We start from the raw sequence: 17,710 nt of genomic DNA on the forward strand, positions 1-17,710 counted from the left end.
ATCTTACAATGTGTATAGCAACGTTCACATTATAAGCATTATGGCTGATTCAATCGTACAAGCCCTTATTTAAGCTTATGCACGGCTTGAATAAAAATGTCTCCTCTTTCTTCAAAAGTTTTGTATTGATCCCAGCTTGCACATGCAGGTGATAACAATACAACATCATCATTTTCAGAAACATTAAACGCCGCAGATACAGCTTTTTCTACATTATCGACACGTTTAATATGTTCTATTCCACTATCTTTTGCTATTCTCTCAAGCTTTGGTGCTGTTTCGCCAAATAAAATCATCGCTTTTACATTTTTTAAGAATGGTTTTAATTCATCAAACTCATTTCCTCGATCAAGGCCGCCTGCCAGCAATATCGTAGGTGATGAAAAGGCTTGAAGTGCTTTACCTGTAGCAAGCATATTTGTGGCCTTTGAATCATTATAGAAGCGTCGACCTTCAACAGAATCGACGTACTGAAGACGATGTTTAACACCTTGAAATGTTGTCAGTACTTTATAAATTGCCTCATTTGAAACATCTCTTAATTTTACAGCTGTAATTGCTGCAAGAATATTTTCTAAATTATGTTCTCCAGGTAAAACGATATCTTTAATATTAATAACCCTTTCACCCTTAAACCAAATACACTCATCTTTAATGTATACTCCATTTTCCAGTACACTTGATGTTGAAAAGTAGATTTTTTGCGCCCTAGAAGTTTCCGACAATGCATAAACCTCATTGTCATTTTTATTAACTATTGATACATCGTCATTTGTTTGATTTTCATAAATTTTACCTTTTGCATATACATATTCATCTTTCGTTCCGTGATAATCTAGGTGTGCATCAAAAATATTCAGAATCATCGCAATTGCAGGTTTAAAATCAATTGTTCCCAATAGTTGAAATGATGACAGCTCCATAACAATAACATTTTCTTTTGTTGCTTTTTCTGCTACTTCACAAGCGACAGTACCAATATTTCCGGCAATTAATGGTTGTTTTTGATCCATTTTAAGCATTTCGTAAATAAGAGTAGTAGTTGTTGTTTTACCATTTGAACCAGTAATAGCAATGATATCTGCTTCTGATACTTTATAAGCAAGCTCCACCTCAGTTATGATCGGTAGATTTTTTTCTTTAGCACGGGCAATTAAGGGATTTGAATAAGGTATACCTGGATTTTTCACAATAATGTCAACAGGGTTCTCGTCAATTAAAGTTAACGGATGGCTCCCTCCAATTACTTTGATCCCCAGACTCATTAATTCTTTAACTTTAGGGTCTTCCTCTGTAGCTTTTACATCGTTTACTGTAACATTTGCTCCAAGCCGATGTAATAATTTAGCGGCCGCTAAGCCGCTTTTTGCTAAACCTATAACTAATACATGTTTATGTAGATAATCTTTCACGTTTTTCAATTACAACCACACCTCAATATAAATTCCAAGTACTGCAAATAAAAGACCAACCGTCCAGAACGTTACAACAACTCTCCACTCGGACCATCCAACTAATTCGTAATGATGATGAAGAGGACTCATTTTAAAAACTCTTTTACCAGTCGTTTTAAATGAAATGACTTGAATAATAACAGATAGTGTTTCTATTACAAAAACTCCGCCAATTAATACAAGTAAAATTTCTAGTTTTGTTAAAATTGCAATAGTTACAATCGCTCCACCCAAAGCCAGAGATCCAGTATCTCCCATAAACACTTTTGCCGGATGAGCGTTAAAGACTAGAAATCCTAAAACCGCTCCAACAACAGCTACTGAGAATATTGCTACATCATATTGTGACTGATTCCAAGCCAAAACAGCAAAAGCACCAAACGCAATTGCGGCTGTTCCCGATAAAAGCCCATCTAGTCCATCTGTTAAGTTAACAGCATTTGAACCGCCAACTAACATAAAAATGACTAAAATCACATATCCCCAACCCAGATCAAATGAAACAGACGTTCCAGGAATTGAAATTTCCGTAGAAAAACCATATTGTGTGAACACTAAATAGAAAATAACTGCAATAATCACTTGACCAAGCAACTTTTGTCTAGACGTTAATCCAAGGTTGCGCTTCATGACAACTTTTATAAAATCATCTAAAAAGCCAAGTAAACCATATCCGAACGTTACAAACAATAAAAGGTACATTTCTACACTAAGTTGAGAAAACTTACCCGTCATGACAATCGTTGTAATGATAATTGAAATAATGATCATTACACCTCCCATAGTAGGAGTTCCCGATTTTTTTTGATGCGATTTCGGCCCTTCTTCTCTTATACTTTGACCAAATTTCAATCTTCTTAAAAACGGTATAATGATTGGGGATAGCAATACACTTATTAGAAATCCCATAACGATAGTTATTAAAATCACCTGCTCTAACATGAGTACACCTCCCCAGGGAAATCCGATTTATTTTCATATACAAGCGTATCTTTTACGACAATATCATATGAAGTATTTTTTTTATTATGTTTTTCTAAACGTATTTTTTTCTTCATCTTATCAACTTCTCTTTCTACATTGTTACCTATTCTTATGAAAGGTCCTAAATTTTCACAACTAAATTCATTTTTTTATTACTTTAAGGGCAATTTCTCTGTCATCAAAATCAACGGTATTTGTTCCTATTTGCTGATATGTTTCATGCCCTTTACCAGCTATGAGAATTACATCATCTTTTTTGGCTTTTGAAATAGCGTAAGATATAGCCTCTTCTCTATTAACAATTGATGTATAATGTTGTCCAACTACGCCCTCTTCCATGTCAAGCAATATACTTTTCGGATCTTCACTTCTTGGGTTATCAGAGGTGAAGATAGGTTCTTCACAATTTTCCACAGCAATCTTTGCCATTAAAGGTCTCTTTGTTTTGTCTCGATCACCACCACAACCTATGATACAAAAGATCCTTCCTGCTGCAAATTGCTTAATAGTCTGCAGAACATTTTCAAGACTATCAGGAGTATGGGCATAATCTACAATAACCGTAAAATCTTGACCACCATCAACTAATTCAAAACGTCCCCTTACACCATCCATCGATTCAATTGCTTTTACGATTGTTTCTAAAGCAATTGAAGAACATAATGTAGCAGCGACAGCAGCTAGAACATTATAAACACTGAACTTTCCAACCATTTGAATCGTGACAAATTCAGTGCCAACGGGAGTAATAAGCTGAAATGTGGTACCCTTTGACGTCATTCTAATATCTTTAGCCATTATATCTGCATCACTGTCAATTCCATATGTAACAATCTTAGCAGTTGTCATCTTTTTAAAATCTTCTGATGCTTCTTCATCTCCATTTAATACTGCATATTTCATACGGTCATGTTCAAATCGATTTCCTAATTGTGCAAACAACAGGCCTTTTGCATATTTATAGGCTTCCATTGTTTTATGATAATCTAAATGGTCCTGTGTTAAATTTGTAAAAACAGCTACGTTAAAGTCACAACCATGAATTCTTCCAAGATGCAGGGCATGGGAAGACACTTCCATCACTGCATGTGTCACATCGGCATCTTTCATTTCTCGGAATGTTTTTTGAAGGGTCAAACTCTCAGGTGTCGTGTTTTTAACCTCTTTTTGTTTGTCACCTATTTTCATATACATAGTACCGATCAAGCCGGTTTTTTTATTTGCTTCATTTAAGATTCTTTCTATGATATGAGTTGTAGTTGTTTTTCCGTTTGTTCCGGTTACACCGATAAGATGCATTGAATGTGTAGGCTGACCATAGAAAATATCAGCAAGTACCGCCATAGACCTTTTCGTATCTTTTACAATAATAACAGGAATTGTAACATCCAATTCTTTCTCTGCGAGGATAGCTGCTGCACCATTTTCAACAGCTTTATGAGCATAATCATGTCCATCTACTGTGTACCCTTTTATACAAATAAACAAGCTACCAGGCTTCACTTCTCTTGAATCCATTTCAATAGAGCCGATAGTTGGATTTGCTGTAGATATTGTTAAATCATCATGCAAATATGTAAGTAATTCATTTAACTTCATCTTTATTCCTACCTTCATCACTTGTTTCAATTTGTCTTCATAGAAAGACAATAGTAAATCAATCTTTCATTAAGTATGTATTTTTTCTCCGTACTTATTTTATCTTACTTATGAGAAAGAAGCCATCTTTCCTTTCATTTTCTTACGAAAAAGACAGGAAATTTATTTAACCTGCATTTTTTAACATAACAACAAAAAGAAAGCGTGCCAATGCAACTTTTTTTGCAAAGGGCATGCTTTCTTCATTCATTCATTTTGTTTTGATTTCGATTCGTTTTCCTCACCTAAATATACTCTTAGTGTAGATCCTTCCTTTACTTTAACACCTTCATTCGGGGATTGTTGCACAACAACATCTCCTTCACCTGACACATCTAGATTTAAATTCACAAATTGTTCAGCCAGCTCTTTTTTTGATAACCCTATAATATTCGGTACTTCGACAAGTTTTGTGTCTAGCCAATTATACTCTTTTTCAATTTGACCTTTTCTAGGCTTGACCCCAATTTCAGGTAATACATCTCTCATAATATTACCAACGATAGGCGCGGCAACTGTCCCACCGAATTGAACAGTATCCTTAGGATTATCAACAGCCACATACACAACAATTTGAGGATCATCTGCAGGTGCAAATCCAATAAACGAAACGATATGGTTATTTTCCATGTAACGACCATCTTTTACTTTTTGAGCTGTACCGGTCTTACCACCAACACGGTATCCATCTACAAATGCATTTCGTCCAGAACCAAGCGCCACTACACTTTCAAGAGCATATCGAATCTCCTTTGAAGTCGCTTCTGAAATAACTTTTCTTTTTGCCTCAGGTGTATTTCTGCTAATTACTTCGTTTGTAATAGGATCAACCCATTCTTTGGCAATATAAGGAGTATAGAGTACACCTCCATTTATCGCAGCTGAAACAGCTGCAACTTGTTGAATTGGAGTAACTGATACACCTTGCCCGAATGCGGTAGTTGCCAGTTCAACCGGCCCCACCTGTTCGGGCTTAAACATAATACCGGTTCCTTCCCCCTGAAGATCGATACCTGTTTTTTCCCCAAACCCAAAGTCTTTAATATATTTAAATAATGTTTCTTCGCCAAGTCTTTGCCCTAATTCAACAAAGCCCGGGTTACAGGAATTTTGGACAACTTCCAAGAACGTTTGATGGCCATGGCCTCCCCTCTTCCAACACCGAAGCCTCGCTCCATCCACTTCTACAGATCCCGAATCATTGAACTCGTCTTTCTTTAAATCTACTTTCCCTTCCTCAAGGGCTGCTGCTAATGTAATAATTTTAAAAGTTGAACCAGGCTCATACGTACTCCAAACCGGCAGATTTCGATTGTAAATCATAGGATCTACTTTTTTAAAATTAGAAGGGGCAAAATCAGGTCTACTTGACATCGCCAATATTTCACCATTATTAGGATTCATAGCGATGGCTATGATTCCATCCGGATTATAGGTAGCCTGGGCATTATCCAGTTCTCTCTCCACAATAGTTTGTACCCTTGAATCGATGGTTAATTTCAAATTGTCCCCATCAACAGGTGCTGTATAATCATCAGCTTCATCTGGCATCCTTTTTCCTTTTGCATCAGAATAAAATTTCACGTATCCTTTTTGCCCTTTTAACTGCTCGTCATAGTATGCTTCAAGACCTAATAAGCCCTGGTTGTCTATACCAGCAAATCCTAACACATGGGACAGGTAGCTTCCAAAAGGATAATACCGGACAGAATCTTCGGCAATATAGACGCCTTTAATATTTAAATCTCGTACTTCATTTGCTTTCTCATGTGATATTTTTCTTCCTTCAGGATTGATCTTCTCAATTGAAACCTTCTTCGTAATATGACTATACGCTTTTTCCTCAGACATATTTAATACTGCTGCTAATTGCTTTGCTGCATCTGCCGGATCCTCAATTTGCCTTGGTACAACATATATCGTTGGTGCACTCATATTTGTAGCGAGTTTTACACCATTACGATCCAGAATTTCTCCGCGCTCAGGCTCAAAAGGTATATTTCTACTCCATAAATCTTTAGCACCTGAGGTCAGTGTATTCCCAAGAAAAAATTGAACATATCCTAGACGTATATCAATCACTAAGAAAATGAGAAAACCGAAAAGCAACGTCAAAGCAAGACGTTTTCGAACGGTTACATTTGATACCCGCATATCCTTTTATTCCCCCTTGTCTAGGCTCGTTCAAATATATATGCTTGTACAATGGGAGGTAGAACAAAAAACGAGTACCCTAACCACTTTCAACTATAGCACTATACTTTTCATTTTACATATCACAAAAAAGAACAGCACATTATTGATATACTTAAATAGAGATTTAACATCATCTATTCCGATATCAATTTAGCGCTGTTCTGCTTATTTACTTAATCTGTTGCTTCATTATTTTTTTCAGTTTTCACCTCTAAAGAACTTAGAGTTATCGTAAGAACGTCTCCCTTCTTCAAGACGGTGCCCTTCTTAACACTTTGTTTTGTTACGTATCCGGACCCTTCAGTTTTTATTGATAAACCTAATAGATTTCCAAGCTTCATCACATCTCGTTTTGACCAGCCATTTAAATCAGGTATTTTCACATTTTCTGAGGTTTGAATGAGTATTTTTTCATTTGGCATCATCGCAGTACCGGCAGTTGGGTATTGAGAGATTACTTTTTTTCCACTGCCAAGTATTACTGGTTCCATGCCTAACTCTTTTAACTGATTCACCGCATCTGTCGGACCTAAATCAACAGTGTCAAGAAGTTCAATTCCGTCTGAAGTCGTTTGTGCCTGATTATTCGTGTTCACTTCTTCAGTTGGCTCTATTTGCAAATATTGCAAGCTATTTTTCATCACAGTATTAAAGATCATCGAGACTGGTACTGAGCCAGCCTTGCCTTTTAAATCAGGCTGTTGGACTGCAACATAGACTACAAGCTCAGGATCTTCCTTAGGAGCCATACCTAAAAAAGAAAAAATATAATTATCATGACCTGTCATATAGCCTTTTCCATTTGGGTTTGGAATTTGGGCAGTTCCGGTTTTTCCTGCTACTTCATATCCATCAATTCTATATGGTTTACCAGTACCACCTTCTGAACTTACAACGGTTTCTAAAATATTAAGTGTTTCTTTTGCTGTTTTTTCCGAGATCGGCTGAGAAACTACTTTCGGACTGTTTTCTTTTACAATCTTATCTGTGTCTTGGTCAACAATTTTTTCAATGACATAAGGCTTCATCATTTTCCCATTATTTCCAATGGCAGTTGCCGCTTGAACTAATTGAATCGGTGTAAAAGCAGACGCTTGTCCAAATGAAGTAGAGACTTTGTCAATTTCATAATTGAAGTTCATTTTGCTCTCAGCTTCGTTTGGTAAATCAATTCCAGTTTTCTTTGTGAAACCGAATTTATCTAAGTATTGATAGAACCTATCTGTTCCTAATGCTTCTTTAGCTAAAATGGAGAAACCGACATTCGAGGACTTTTGGACACCCTCGTCAAATGATATAACACCCCATCCTCCACGTTTATGATCTCGAACAACAGAAGGACCAACAGCATATGAACCTGATTGGAAAGTTGCATTTCCATTATAGACCCCTTCTTCAATCGCAGATGCTAGTGTAAATATTTTCATTGTTGATCCGGGTTCAAAAGGATAGGAAATTACATCATTATAATATGAGGTGATATCTCTTGTATTAGGATCAAAACTTGGGCGCTGGGCCATAGCTAAGATCTTTCCTGTCTTTGGATCTGCTACGACTGCAATTATTTTTTCTGGTGAATATTCTTCCACTACTTGGTTCATAGAGTCTTCTAGAAATGTTTGTATTTTTTGATCTATCGTTAAATAGACATTATTGCCATTCTTCGGAGCAACAATTTCATCGTCACTATTAGGAAGCTTCCAATTATAATGATCCTTTTCGAATTTTATATATCCGTCTTCCTCGTGAAGATATTTTTCCAACGTTTTTTCAAGACCCATCATACCAACCGTTTGTCCGGTATCTTCCTGATTTTGAGCATATCCAATTAAATGGGAAGCAAACAAACCATTTGGGTAAAAACGTTGTGTATCCCTATTAAATGTAATTCCAGGGAGCTCTAATTCTTCAATTTTCTCCTTTAGTGTGTGACTAATATCTCGTCCTGCTGAACCAAATTCCACCTGGTACAAGTCTTTTGAAAGAATTTCTTCAACTTCATTTACTTTCATATCAATCAATGGTGCAATTTTTTCAGCCGTTTCTTGAACATCAACTACATGTTGAGGGTTATCGGGATCAGTCGTTATTTTATCATCTAATATAGCAACAAGTTTATAAGATGATTTATCTTCAGCGATTACTTCTCCTTTTCGGTCAAGAATCGAACCCCTTTTAGCTTCAATAGTCCTTTGGCTTTCATACAACTCTTCCGCTTTTGCAGCGAGAGCTTGTCCATGAACCGAACCAGTCGATTGAATATAAAAGAAACGAATGAAAATAGTAAAAAACAGCACTCCAAATATTAACGCCAAAAAAGCAGCGCCTCTATTCATGTTCTTATTTTTTTGAGTCAATTTCATACTAAACCTCCTACGGTGTATCATACCACCTAATACGACAATTGAATAGGATAAGAATGAAGAGGATGACTCAATATTCCGGGTCATCCTCTTCTTGTATTTTCACTATTAATTTTGTACACTTTTGACGTTATTTTGATCTAATGTAAGCCCGAGCTCTTTTGCCTTTTCCCATATACGATCATATGTACTTAATTCCTCTACCTGAACATGGAGGTCACTGTTTAACTTTGTTTGTTTTTCAATCTGAGCTTCAATCTCTTGAATTTCGATGTTCGATTGATAAACAGAATAAGAATTCGTCACAATCGCAATAGCTCCGATAACAAATAAAGAAACAAAAACTAAAATGAGAAATTTCTCTCCTGGTGTAATTGAGGCTCTTCTCTTAATAATAATTGGTTCTTGTTTCGGCATGTGCTGGATCTGTTCTTGTCGTTGTTGTTCTAATTTCATTGCTAAATTACTCATTTTATTGCAACCTCCTTTATTTTTCAAATAATCTCTTCTTATATTTTTTCAGCAATACGTAACTTAGCTGATCTTGCTCGATTATTTTCTTCAAGTTCCTGTTCACTTGGCAAAATAGGCTTTCTAGTAATAACCTTCACTTTAGGCTCATATCCTTCAGGAATAAAAGGCATATTCCTTGGGAGTTCTGGCGGTGTAGCAGCTTCTTTAAATGCAGTTTTACAAATGCGATCTTCTAGGGAATGGAATGTAATCACACTGACTCTCCCTTGTGGTTTTAACAATTCAATTGATTGAGCAATTGCCTCTTCAAACACTTTTAATTCGTCATTAACGGCAATTCTTATCGCTTGAAATATCCTTTTAGCAGGATGTCCACCTTTTCTTCTGGCAGGTGCCGGAATTGCATCTTTTATTATTTCAACTAATTCGCCGGTAGTACGAATTGGCTGTAGCTCTCTTTGAGATTCAATCTTTCTTGCAATCTGTTTTGAGAACTTTTCTTCACCGTATCGAAAAAAGATTTTAACTAACTGCTCATAAGACCAAGTATTAATAACGTCATACCCTGAAATATCTGATTGCTGATCCATTCTCATATCCAATGGCGCATCATGATGATAGCTAAACCCACGTTCAGGGGTATCCAGTTGTGGTGAGGAAACACCTAAATCAAATAAGATTCCGTCTACCTTCTCTACTTCTAATTCAGCTAATTTTTCAGCCAAATATCGAAAATTACTTTTAATAAACGTTACTTGTCCTTCATACGAAGCTAGTTTTTCTTTTGCATTATTCAGTGCTACATCATCTTGGTCAAATGCATATAAATGACCTTTTTTCGATAGCTTTGAAAGAAGATAGCTGCTATGGCCTGCTCCACCTAGTGTGCAATCAACATAAATCCCGTCTTCTTTAATATTTAAGCCATCCACAGTTTCCTTTAATAACACAGTTGTATGTTTAAACATAAGTTGTACCACCTCTTCAAATCAGTTTCCTACTTTAGATACCAAAACATTGGAAAGATATCTCTATCCCCAATTTTTTGTCTATCCTTAGCTTGTCCATTTTCGTTTGTTTTCTGCAAAGTGAAGATTAGAGATCGAAATCAATCATATTTTCCGCAATTTCCTCAAAAGAATCTTCCTGTTCAGCAACATAACTTTCCCAAATGGACTTACTCCATAGCTCAATCCGATTTGAAACGCCTATGACAACACATTCTTTCTCTAGTTTTGCGTATTGAAGTAATGGTGTGGCAATGTTAACACGACCTTGTTTGTCAATCTCACATTCAGTCGCACCTGAAAAGAAAAATCGAGTAAATGCACGAGCATCTTTTTTCGTTAGCGGGAGTGCTTTTAGCTTTTCTTCAATTATGTTCCATTCACTCATTGGATAAACAAATAAACATTGATCAAGACCTCTTGTAACAACGAATGTTTCACCAAGGCCTTCCCTAAACTTTGAAGGGACGATCATTCTGCCTTTTATATCAATGGTGTGATGGTATTCTCCCATAAACATGCTCGATGTCCCCACTTTCTCTCCCTAACTCACCACTTCCCCCCACTTATCTCCACTTCTATTCTACATTTCTTTTCACAAAAAAAAACCCTGTAATCACAGGATTTTCAAAAAACTTTTATTTAAATTTTGACAATTTTATGTTTTCCATTAAAAGAATATGACAAGTTTAGCAGTTCTCCTACAAATTCCGGGCCGAACTTATTTAAATAGTAATAAATATTCCATATTCTTTCTTGCGGATGCAAACTTGGTAATAACTCTAATTCAATGGATTGAAATTTTGAAAGCATCACATCATGTATTTGTCTTTTTCTTTTATCAACTGTTTTTGAAAAGAATTCAAGATGATCCTGAATAAATTCACCATTCTTTTTCAGCACGGGTTTTAAGCTTGGATCGATTTCAATTGCTGCTTCAACTAATGATGAATGAATCTCTGCTATATTTAATTTCGCTTTTTCAATAAGCGGATTCATATCGATTGGTGTTTCCTTTTGAAGAAATCGCTCTATTGCACTCTCGACTCCTTCATACAATACTTCCTCAATCCTAATCCCTGTTTCATCGATATTTCTTTCTATTGCTCTTTCAAGAAATGTCATTTGTATTCTGGGCAATACAGGAGGCATTTTCATTTCAAACAACGAAAACACTTTTTTTAATTCTGCCCAATATGTTACTTCACCGGGCCCGGCAATAAAGGCCAATGTTGGAAATAAATACTCTTGCATCAACGGTCTTGTGACGACATTATTACTAAACTTCTCTGGAGAAGTTTCAATTAAATCAATTAATTCAGCCTTCGAATACGTTAAACCAATCTCGGATATATGGTAGACATCATTTCCCCGTCTTTCAAATAAAAATCGTTCACCATTATGATGAAAAAAGAAATTTGCACTTTGATTACCCATTTCAATAATGGGGTTATATTGATGTTCACGCATTTTTATCTGCTGTGATTGTACCGCATGATAAATTTCCTCATTACGATCAACGATTGCTCGAAAACAGGATTTTTCCAATAACTTTAAATCTGGATCCCCTGAATTAATGAGAACGAGTCCGGTATCACCAAAGAGCTTTAATATGAGCTTTTCAAAAAATTCAACATATGTCTTTGACCTTTCCACACACTCTTTCATAGTACCGATTAACTGATTTGAATAATCTGTTTCTCCGAATGCTTCAAATACCTCTTCAACCCACTCAATTGTTTTTTGTTTGTTTAAAGGTTGTTCAGAAACAGATTGTTTTTTCAAAGGATTCTCATTAATGGCTAATTTCTTGGCCATTTTATTTTTCTTAATAAAAATATGATTAATTTCTGCAAAATCATGATCTTCACCAGCTACCCAAAATACCGGAATAACAGGTACACCTAATTTCTGTTCTTGTTCTTTTGCAAGTTTTATAATCGTTATAATTTTATGTATTGTATATAAAGGACCTGTTAATAATCCCGCTTGTTGACCGCCAATGACAACTAAACTGCTTGGATCTTCTAACCTATTTATATTCTCTAATGTTTTCTCATTATGGTCTAAACATCGATTTGTATATTCTCTTAAATAAGTCGACAGTTCCCTACGCTGGAAAGAGCGTTTTTTTAAATCCTCAGCCCTACTTTGAAAAACATCAGGCGAGTAAACATGATAATCGAAAAATAGTCCGTGATTTATAGTTTGATCTTGTATGTCGTTGACTAATTGGTTCGAAGAGCGTAGGGAGAGTTCAACAATCTCCATATAAAACTTCCTTTCTCGATTAAAATCTTATGCTGGCTCTTTTTGAGCAATTTTATTCCCTATAAAGGAAATATGTTTTTTATAACTCCAGATGTAAAGCCAAGTACAGTTAAAATAATATAACCTGCAACAAATAGTAAAAATGCAGATCTCCATGTATTTCTTGCTACCCTCTTTATAGAAGGGTTCTTACATTTACTCTTTTCAACATAATAGAAGAACAAAATTAAACAACAAATACCAAGTATGATAAATAGTAAAAATGATTTCTCAAAAATAGCAATGAAATGAAAATGCACTGAAACAATAAAAAAAACAGTTGAAAGATCAATTGTTAGAAGAATCGACTTTCTTGGATTATCTATAAAAATGCGTATGATAATATACAGCAAAAATAGACTGATTATTGGCAGTGTAATTAATATTGAAATAATCCAGTTTATGAAACCACCCATATGTCCACCTCTCTACCTGACTTCGATCCCTTTAATGGCAGTGAAAAGAAATGATACATGAGGGATACTTTTTCCGTTTGCATTTAAAATCAAATATCCTAAAATTGAATCAATTTCAGTTTTGCGTTGGTGATGAATATCTCGAAGCATAGATGATTCATTCTCAGAAGTTTTCGTACAAACTTCACACACATAGTCCCACAGTTTATCTTTACCTTCCATTTCAAGAATTGATATGACTTCCTCAAAAAGTTCATAAAATAATTTTTTATAATATTTATTGGTCATTAATTCTCCATTTCTCACTCGCAACAATGCTGTTAAAGGATTTATAGTAGCATTGACAATTAATTTTTCCTTTAACATCTCTTCCCATTCCGGCAAAAATACAATTGGAAAATGATTTATCTGTTCGTTCCTCAATAGGGACAAGTCATGGATTGGCTCAGCTTGATCTTGATATAGCGCAAGCTTTGTTAAACCTTCTCCTGTATGGTGGACAATATGTTCGTTAACCTTTAATGCACCGTGCTCAGCTATTCCTACAATAACATGATGATGTAATAAAGAGGCTAATTGACTTACATGTCCCATTCCATTTTGTAGAAACACAATTGTTCTAGAGCTAAGCTTTTTCAGAAGATCTATTACTGTTACTAAATGGTATTGCTTCACAGTTATGATTAATATGGACTCCCTATAACTTGTTTCCGATGTGGCACATACATATTCAGTATGATAAGAACTCCCTTTAACCATCTGAATTCCTAAGTTATTAATCTGATCAGCCTGTTCTTGCCGGCTTGTATAAAGTGTAACTTTATGCCTTTTCGAAAGATAATACGCATAAAGAAGACCTAAAGAACCTGCACCAATTACACCAATTTCCATATAATTCACCTACTTATTTAATTCAATAAACACCCTTCCATTATACGTAATAATCGTTTTTTACATTAATCAGCACCATCATATCAAAAATAACAACACTTATACTAGAATTTTGCTTATATTATCCTGATGAATCATAAATATGAATATGAAAGAGTTAAATCTTTTTCATATCACGGACTTTGCTCTGCATGATATAATAGTATTACCTATTCATTTCATCTATCTTACATGATCTTTTCTAGATGATCGCATCAAGGGGGAAAAATATGTTAAAAGTTGAAAGATTATTAGTCAATTATAAAACTTTAGAGGAGTTTAAAAAGTTTAAAGAGTATGGAATTCAAGAACTATCAATGCTGGAGGATCTTCAATCCAACATAATTGAAGATGACAGCAACTCTCCATTTTATGGAGTTTACTTCGGAGATAAGCTTGTGGCCAGGATGAGTCTTTATCAAGTTGACAAAAAATTCGATCAATACTTTCAACCCCAGCAGGATTACTTAGAATTATGGAAACTTGAGGTACTTCCTAATTACCAAGGAAAAGGTTACGGAAAAGCACTTGTTGAATATGCTAAATCTTTTCAACTACCCATTAAAACGAACCCCAGAGTAAAATCAAGTGGATTTTGGTCAAAGATGGGTTTTGAGCCTGTTAAATATGATATGGATCGGGATAAAGGAGAAAACCCTTTAGTATGGTATCCAGTTGGAACTACTCAGCAATAAGAATAAATACAGCACGGAAGAAGCATAGTCCCCGTGCTGTTGTGTTTTCTCTTTTATTTTTCTACCCTCTCAAGGTTACCGTTTTTGTCCATTTGAAATTTAACCTTTCTGCTTCTTTCATCTTCTTGTAGAATCACCATTTTTCTAGCTCTATCCATTATTTCAATTAATGCTCGATAATCCTCTTCAACTATTTGAATATGATTTACAAGTGATTGTTTTTCCTGTTGAAGCTCAGCTATTCTTCTTTCCAAACTTTGGATTTTCATTTTCAACTGACTATTCTCCTCTTGTACAACTTGTAGAGATGGAGCCTCTTCATATTGTTGAAGAAAGGAAATAAGCTCTTTTATTGTATTTTTTGATTGAGAATCAGCCTGTATTGTAGGAACTTCTCCGACTACTTCATCATGAGATTCAGTAAGCTCTTCTGTATCTTGTGAAATATGTGTTCTTAGTTCTTTTCTTTGTTTTTTTGCAACTTCAATTCCTGTTTTATATTGTTTTCGAACATATGAATTCCATCTAAACCCACAAGCTGCAGGTGTTCTGGATAGTTTGCGTCCAACTTCCTCAAAAGCTGCAAGTTGGGTAGCTCCTTCTCGAATATGTCTCAACACAACTTCAGCTAACAATAAATCTTCATCATGTGTCCAAGCATCTTGACGAGTAGTTGTCATGATATCTCCCTCCATAAATTACTTTTTTCTATACATATGCAGCTAATAGATTAAGTAGACTAAATTACACTCTATTATGTATGAAAAAAGAGGGGGACAAATCTACCCTTTTATATTTAAAGAATCAAAATCAAAATGGTAGAATATTACTGTTGGTTATTTAATTACAACATTTATTCTAGAACTCGTTGAATTTAATATATAAAAAAGCGTAAGAATCAAAGATTCTTACGCTTTTAAGCTGTTACAAATGTATTATTTGCTAACAACGTCTTTTCCTTTGTATGTTCCACATGCTTTACATACACGGTGAGCAAGTTTGCTTTCACCGCAGTTTGGGCATTCTACCATACCAGGTACTTGTAGTTTAAAATGTGTACGACGTAGTCGTTTTCTCGTTTTAGAAGTTCTTCTAAAAGGTACAGCCATTATTCCCACCTCCTTAAAGAGCATTGCGCATAAAGAAACCGATTAGAACCGGTTCAATCGCTGTTGTTAAGCTATAAAAAAATAATTAGCTTTCTTCATTTTCGAAGAAATTTGCCAGTCCAGCCAACCTGGGATCGATCTTATTGTTTTGATCTTCTTCAGAAATAACTTCCCAGTCTTTACCGGCTTGAGGAGCAGCTCCTTCTTCATTTGTTACATCATCACAGAACACTTGCATTGGAATTTCAACCACTATGATTTCTTTAATAATGGGGATTAGATCAATCACGTCACCCTCTGGAAGATAAAAATCCTCTTCCATTTCATAGTCTGATGGTTTTAATAAGAAAGTTTCCGTTGTATCAATTGAAAATGGATACGGAACATCCACTAAAGTTCGAGAACAAGGTAAAACCATTGAACCTGAAATTGATAAGTGGAATGTAGCTTTGGTCGAACTAATATCAGCTCTTCCTTTAACATTTACTGAGGAAATGTCTCGAATATCCGAATGAGTTCTAACCAAATCACTCAGATCAATTTCTTCATCAATCTTTAACCCCTTGCTTTGCAATTGATGTAGTTGACTAATTGTCCATTTCAATACATATCACCTCAAGGCAACAAAGGTAATTATAGCCTTCGCAATTATATTTGTCAATATTTTTTCTTTACAGTGTAAGTATACATGATAATCTATTTATTTCAAAATATAATTAGTACATTCATTGATGGTTTGGTATATTTAATTCATTTCTCTTTATTATTTTTTATTTTTCAGAAAAACTTTCGAACAAGATAAGATATAATGATAAGAAATTGGTTATTGTGATAGTAATTAACTATTTTGAATTTATCATAAAATGTGGTGAGAATATGAGTGTTTTAGGAATTGTAGTTGAGTATAACCCATTTCATAATGGACATTTATTTCATTTAAATGAATCTAAAAAAACGACGAATGCTGATATTGTTATAGCAGTTATGAGTGGATATTTTTTACAACGCGGCGAGCCAGCAATTGTCTCAAAATGGACGAGAACTGAGATGGCTCTTGCCAGCGGTGTTGACTTAGTGGTTGAATTACCTTATGCGTTTGCCACCCAAAAGGCTGAAACATTTGCTAATGGTGCTATTTCAATTCTTGATGCCCTATACTGTGATTTCCTTTGTTTTGGGAGTGAAACAGGAAAAATTGAGCCTTTTTTAGCTACAAAAGAGATGTTATCAAAAGCGGAAAAAAGTTACGATGAACTTATTCAATACTATACAAAAACTGGTATTAGCTATCCGAAAGCACTAACACTAGCTTTCCAAAATCTTCAGTCAGGGGAACATCATTCATCTTATATAGATCTTTCGTTACCTAATAATATTTTAGGTTATCATTATGTTAAAGCTATACATGACCAGAAATCATCAATGAAACCAACAACAATAAAGCGTATGTCTGCCGGATATCATGATCTTCATTTCCATTCACCAACAATAGCTAGTGCAACTAGTATACGAAAAGCAATTTTTTCAGATAATCGAGAAATTGGCTCATACGTTCCTAATGAAACATTTAATCTTTTAAACGATTATGAAAGACAACATCAAATTCTTCATCAATGGGAATGTTACTTCCACCTTTTAAAATATCGTATAATGACAATGAGCTTAGATGAGTTAAATGCAATCTATGAAGTTGAGGAAGGACTTGAAAATAGGTTGAAACAACAAATTCAAAAAGCTACAAGCTTTGAAGAATTTATGGGAAGAATAAAAACAAAGAGGTATACCTGGACAAGACTCCAAAGATTATGTACACATATATTAACTAACACGACTAAAAATCAAATAAAAAGTCAAAACCTTCAAAGATCTCCTTATATAAGGTTATTGGGTATGTCATCTAATGGCAGAGAATATTTAAGCACACATAAAAAAAAGATGAAGTTACCAGTTATCTCAAAACTTTCAACGTTTAAACATCCCATATTGGATCTTGATGTAAAAGCTGCGAATACATATTATATGATTATGCACTGAGCCTTTGCGTTCTGGACTTCTCCAAAAAGAATTTGCCACACCTCCTATTCGGATTGAAAAAATTTAAGAGAAAGGAATCCCTTTCTCTTAACAATTATTT

The 17,710-nt window shown here is 34.9% G+C and carries 15 protein-coding genes and 1 pseudogene; 2 read left to right on the top strand and 14 right to left on the bottom strand.

Translation table 11 applies throughout. The features are described from left to right. Positions 1-65: 65 nt before the first annotated feature. The 11 genes from murD to AC0L8O_RS13255 all read right to left on the bottom strand — a co-directional run bounded on the left by murD (position 66) and on the right by AC0L8O_RS13255 (position 13,733). Complete coding sequence (murD, locus tag AC0L8O_RS13205) at positions 66-1,421, bottom strand: UDP-N-acetylmuramoyl-L-alanine--D-glutamate ligase (protein ID WP_473442893.1); 1,356 nt, start codon at positions 1,419-1,421, stop codon at positions 66-68. Next, entirely contained in the window at positions 1,422-2,396 is a 975-nt protein-coding gene (mraY, locus tag AC0L8O_RS13210) for a phospho-N-acetylmuramoyl-pentapeptide-transferase (RefSeq protein WP_078434431.1), read from the bottom strand. 183 nt (positions 2,397-2,579) lie between these two features. After that, a complete protein-coding gene (locus AC0L8O_RS13215) occupies positions 2,580-4,037 on the bottom strand; it encodes a UDP-N-acetylmuramoyl-L-alanyl-D-glutamate--2,6-diaminopimelate ligase (protein ID WP_473442895.1) in 1,458 nt (485 codons plus the stop codon). A 246-nt stretch (positions 4,038-4,283) separates the two neighbouring features. After that, positions 4,284-6,230, bottom strand: a complete 1,947-nt coding sequence (locus AC0L8O_RS13220; RefSeq protein ID WP_473442897.1) for a stage V sporulation protein D — start codon at positions 6,228-6,230, stop codon at positions 4,284-4,286. A gap of 215 nt (positions 6,231-6,445) precedes the next feature. Further along, complete coding sequence (locus AC0L8O_RS13225; RefSeq protein WP_473448878.1) at positions 6,446-8,629, bottom strand: penicillin-binding transpeptidase domain-containing protein; 2,184 nt, start codon at positions 8,627-8,629, stop codon at positions 6,446-6,448. A gap of 114 nt (positions 8,630-8,743) precedes the next feature. Beyond that, on the bottom strand, positions 8,744-9,106 hold the full coding sequence (gene ftsL, locus AC0L8O_RS13230; RefSeq protein ID WP_026560471.1) for a cell division protein FtsL: 363 nt from the start codon (positions 9,104-9,106) through the stop codon (positions 8,744-8,746). A gap of 38 nt (positions 9,107-9,144) precedes the next feature. Continuing rightward, positions 9,145-10,077 (bottom strand): 16S rRNA (cytosine(1402)-N(4))-methyltransferase RsmH, encoded by a 933-nt coding sequence (gene rsmH / locus AC0L8O_RS13235; protein WP_473442899.1) that lies wholly within the window; start codon positions 10,075-10,077, stop codon positions 9,145-9,147. Between the two features lie 127 nt (positions 10,078-10,204). Continuing rightward, entirely contained in the window at positions 10,205-10,636 is a 432-nt protein-coding gene (gene mraZ, locus AC0L8O_RS13240) for a division/cell wall cluster transcriptional repressor MraZ (protein WP_026560473.1), read from the bottom strand. Between the two features lie 122 nt (positions 10,637-10,758). Beyond that, the gene (gene bshC, locus AC0L8O_RS13245; RefSeq protein WP_473442901.1) at positions 10,759-12,387 is read right to left on the bottom strand and encodes a bacillithiol biosynthesis cysteine-adding enzyme BshC; all 1,629 of its coding nucleotides are present in this window, start codon (positions 12,385-12,387) and stop codon (positions 10,759-10,761) included. Between the two features lie 59 nt (positions 12,388-12,446). Continuing rightward, the gene (locus tag AC0L8O_RS13250; protein ID WP_473442903.1) at positions 12,447-12,842 is read right to left on the bottom strand and encodes a DUF3397 domain-containing protein; all 396 of its coding nucleotides are present in this window, start codon (positions 12,840-12,842) and stop codon (positions 12,447-12,449) included. 12 nt (positions 12,843-12,854) lie between these two features. Further along, positions 12,855-13,733 (bottom strand): 2-dehydropantoate 2-reductase, encoded by an 879-nt coding sequence (locus tag AC0L8O_RS13255; RefSeq protein WP_473442905.1) that lies wholly within the window; start codon positions 13,731-13,733, stop codon positions 12,855-12,857. Between the two features lie 269 nt (positions 13,734-14,002). Here AC0L8O_RS13255 and AC0L8O_RS13260 point away from each other — a divergent pair, with 269 nt between their 5' ends. Next, the gene (locus tag AC0L8O_RS13260; RefSeq protein ID WP_026560477.1) at positions 14,003-14,467 is read left to right on the top strand and encodes an N-acetyltransferase; all 465 of its coding nucleotides are present in this window, start codon (positions 14,003-14,005) and stop codon (positions 14,465-14,467) included. A 53-nt stretch (positions 14,468-14,520) separates the two neighbouring features. Here the strand turns inward: AC0L8O_RS13260 and AC0L8O_RS13265 are convergent, their stop codons facing one another. The 3 genes from AC0L8O_RS13265 to AC0L8O_RS13275 all read right to left on the bottom strand — a co-directional run bounded on the left by AC0L8O_RS13265 (position 14,521) and on the right by AC0L8O_RS13275 (position 16,180). Further along, the gene (locus AC0L8O_RS13265) at positions 14,521-15,147 is read right to left on the bottom strand and encodes an RsfA family transcriptional regulator (protein WP_473442907.1); all 627 of its coding nucleotides are present in this window, start codon (positions 15,145-15,147) and stop codon (positions 14,521-14,523) included. 255 nt (positions 15,148-15,402) lie between these two features. Beyond that, positions 15,403-15,576: a 50S ribosomal protein L32 gene (gene rpmF, locus AC0L8O_RS13270; RefSeq protein ID WP_026560479.1), complete on the bottom strand. Its 174-nt coding sequence runs from the start codon at positions 15,574-15,576 to the stop codon at positions 15,403-15,405. 85 nt (positions 15,577-15,661) lie between these two features. Beyond that, positions 15,662-16,180, bottom strand: a complete 519-nt coding sequence (locus AC0L8O_RS13275) for a YceD family protein (protein WP_473442909.1) — start codon at positions 16,178-16,180, stop codon at positions 15,662-15,664. Between the two features lie 272 nt (positions 16,181-16,452). On the opposite strand from AC0L8O_RS13275, the pseudogene AC0L8O_RS13280 reads away from it, so the two are divergent. Continuing rightward, positions 16,453-17,677: pseudogene (locus tag AC0L8O_RS13280) on the top strand (nucleotidyltransferase). The last annotated feature ends 33 nt before the right edge of the window (positions 17,678-17,710 follow it).

It is taken from the genome of Metabacillus sp. KJ11-3 (genome assembly GCF_055808295.1).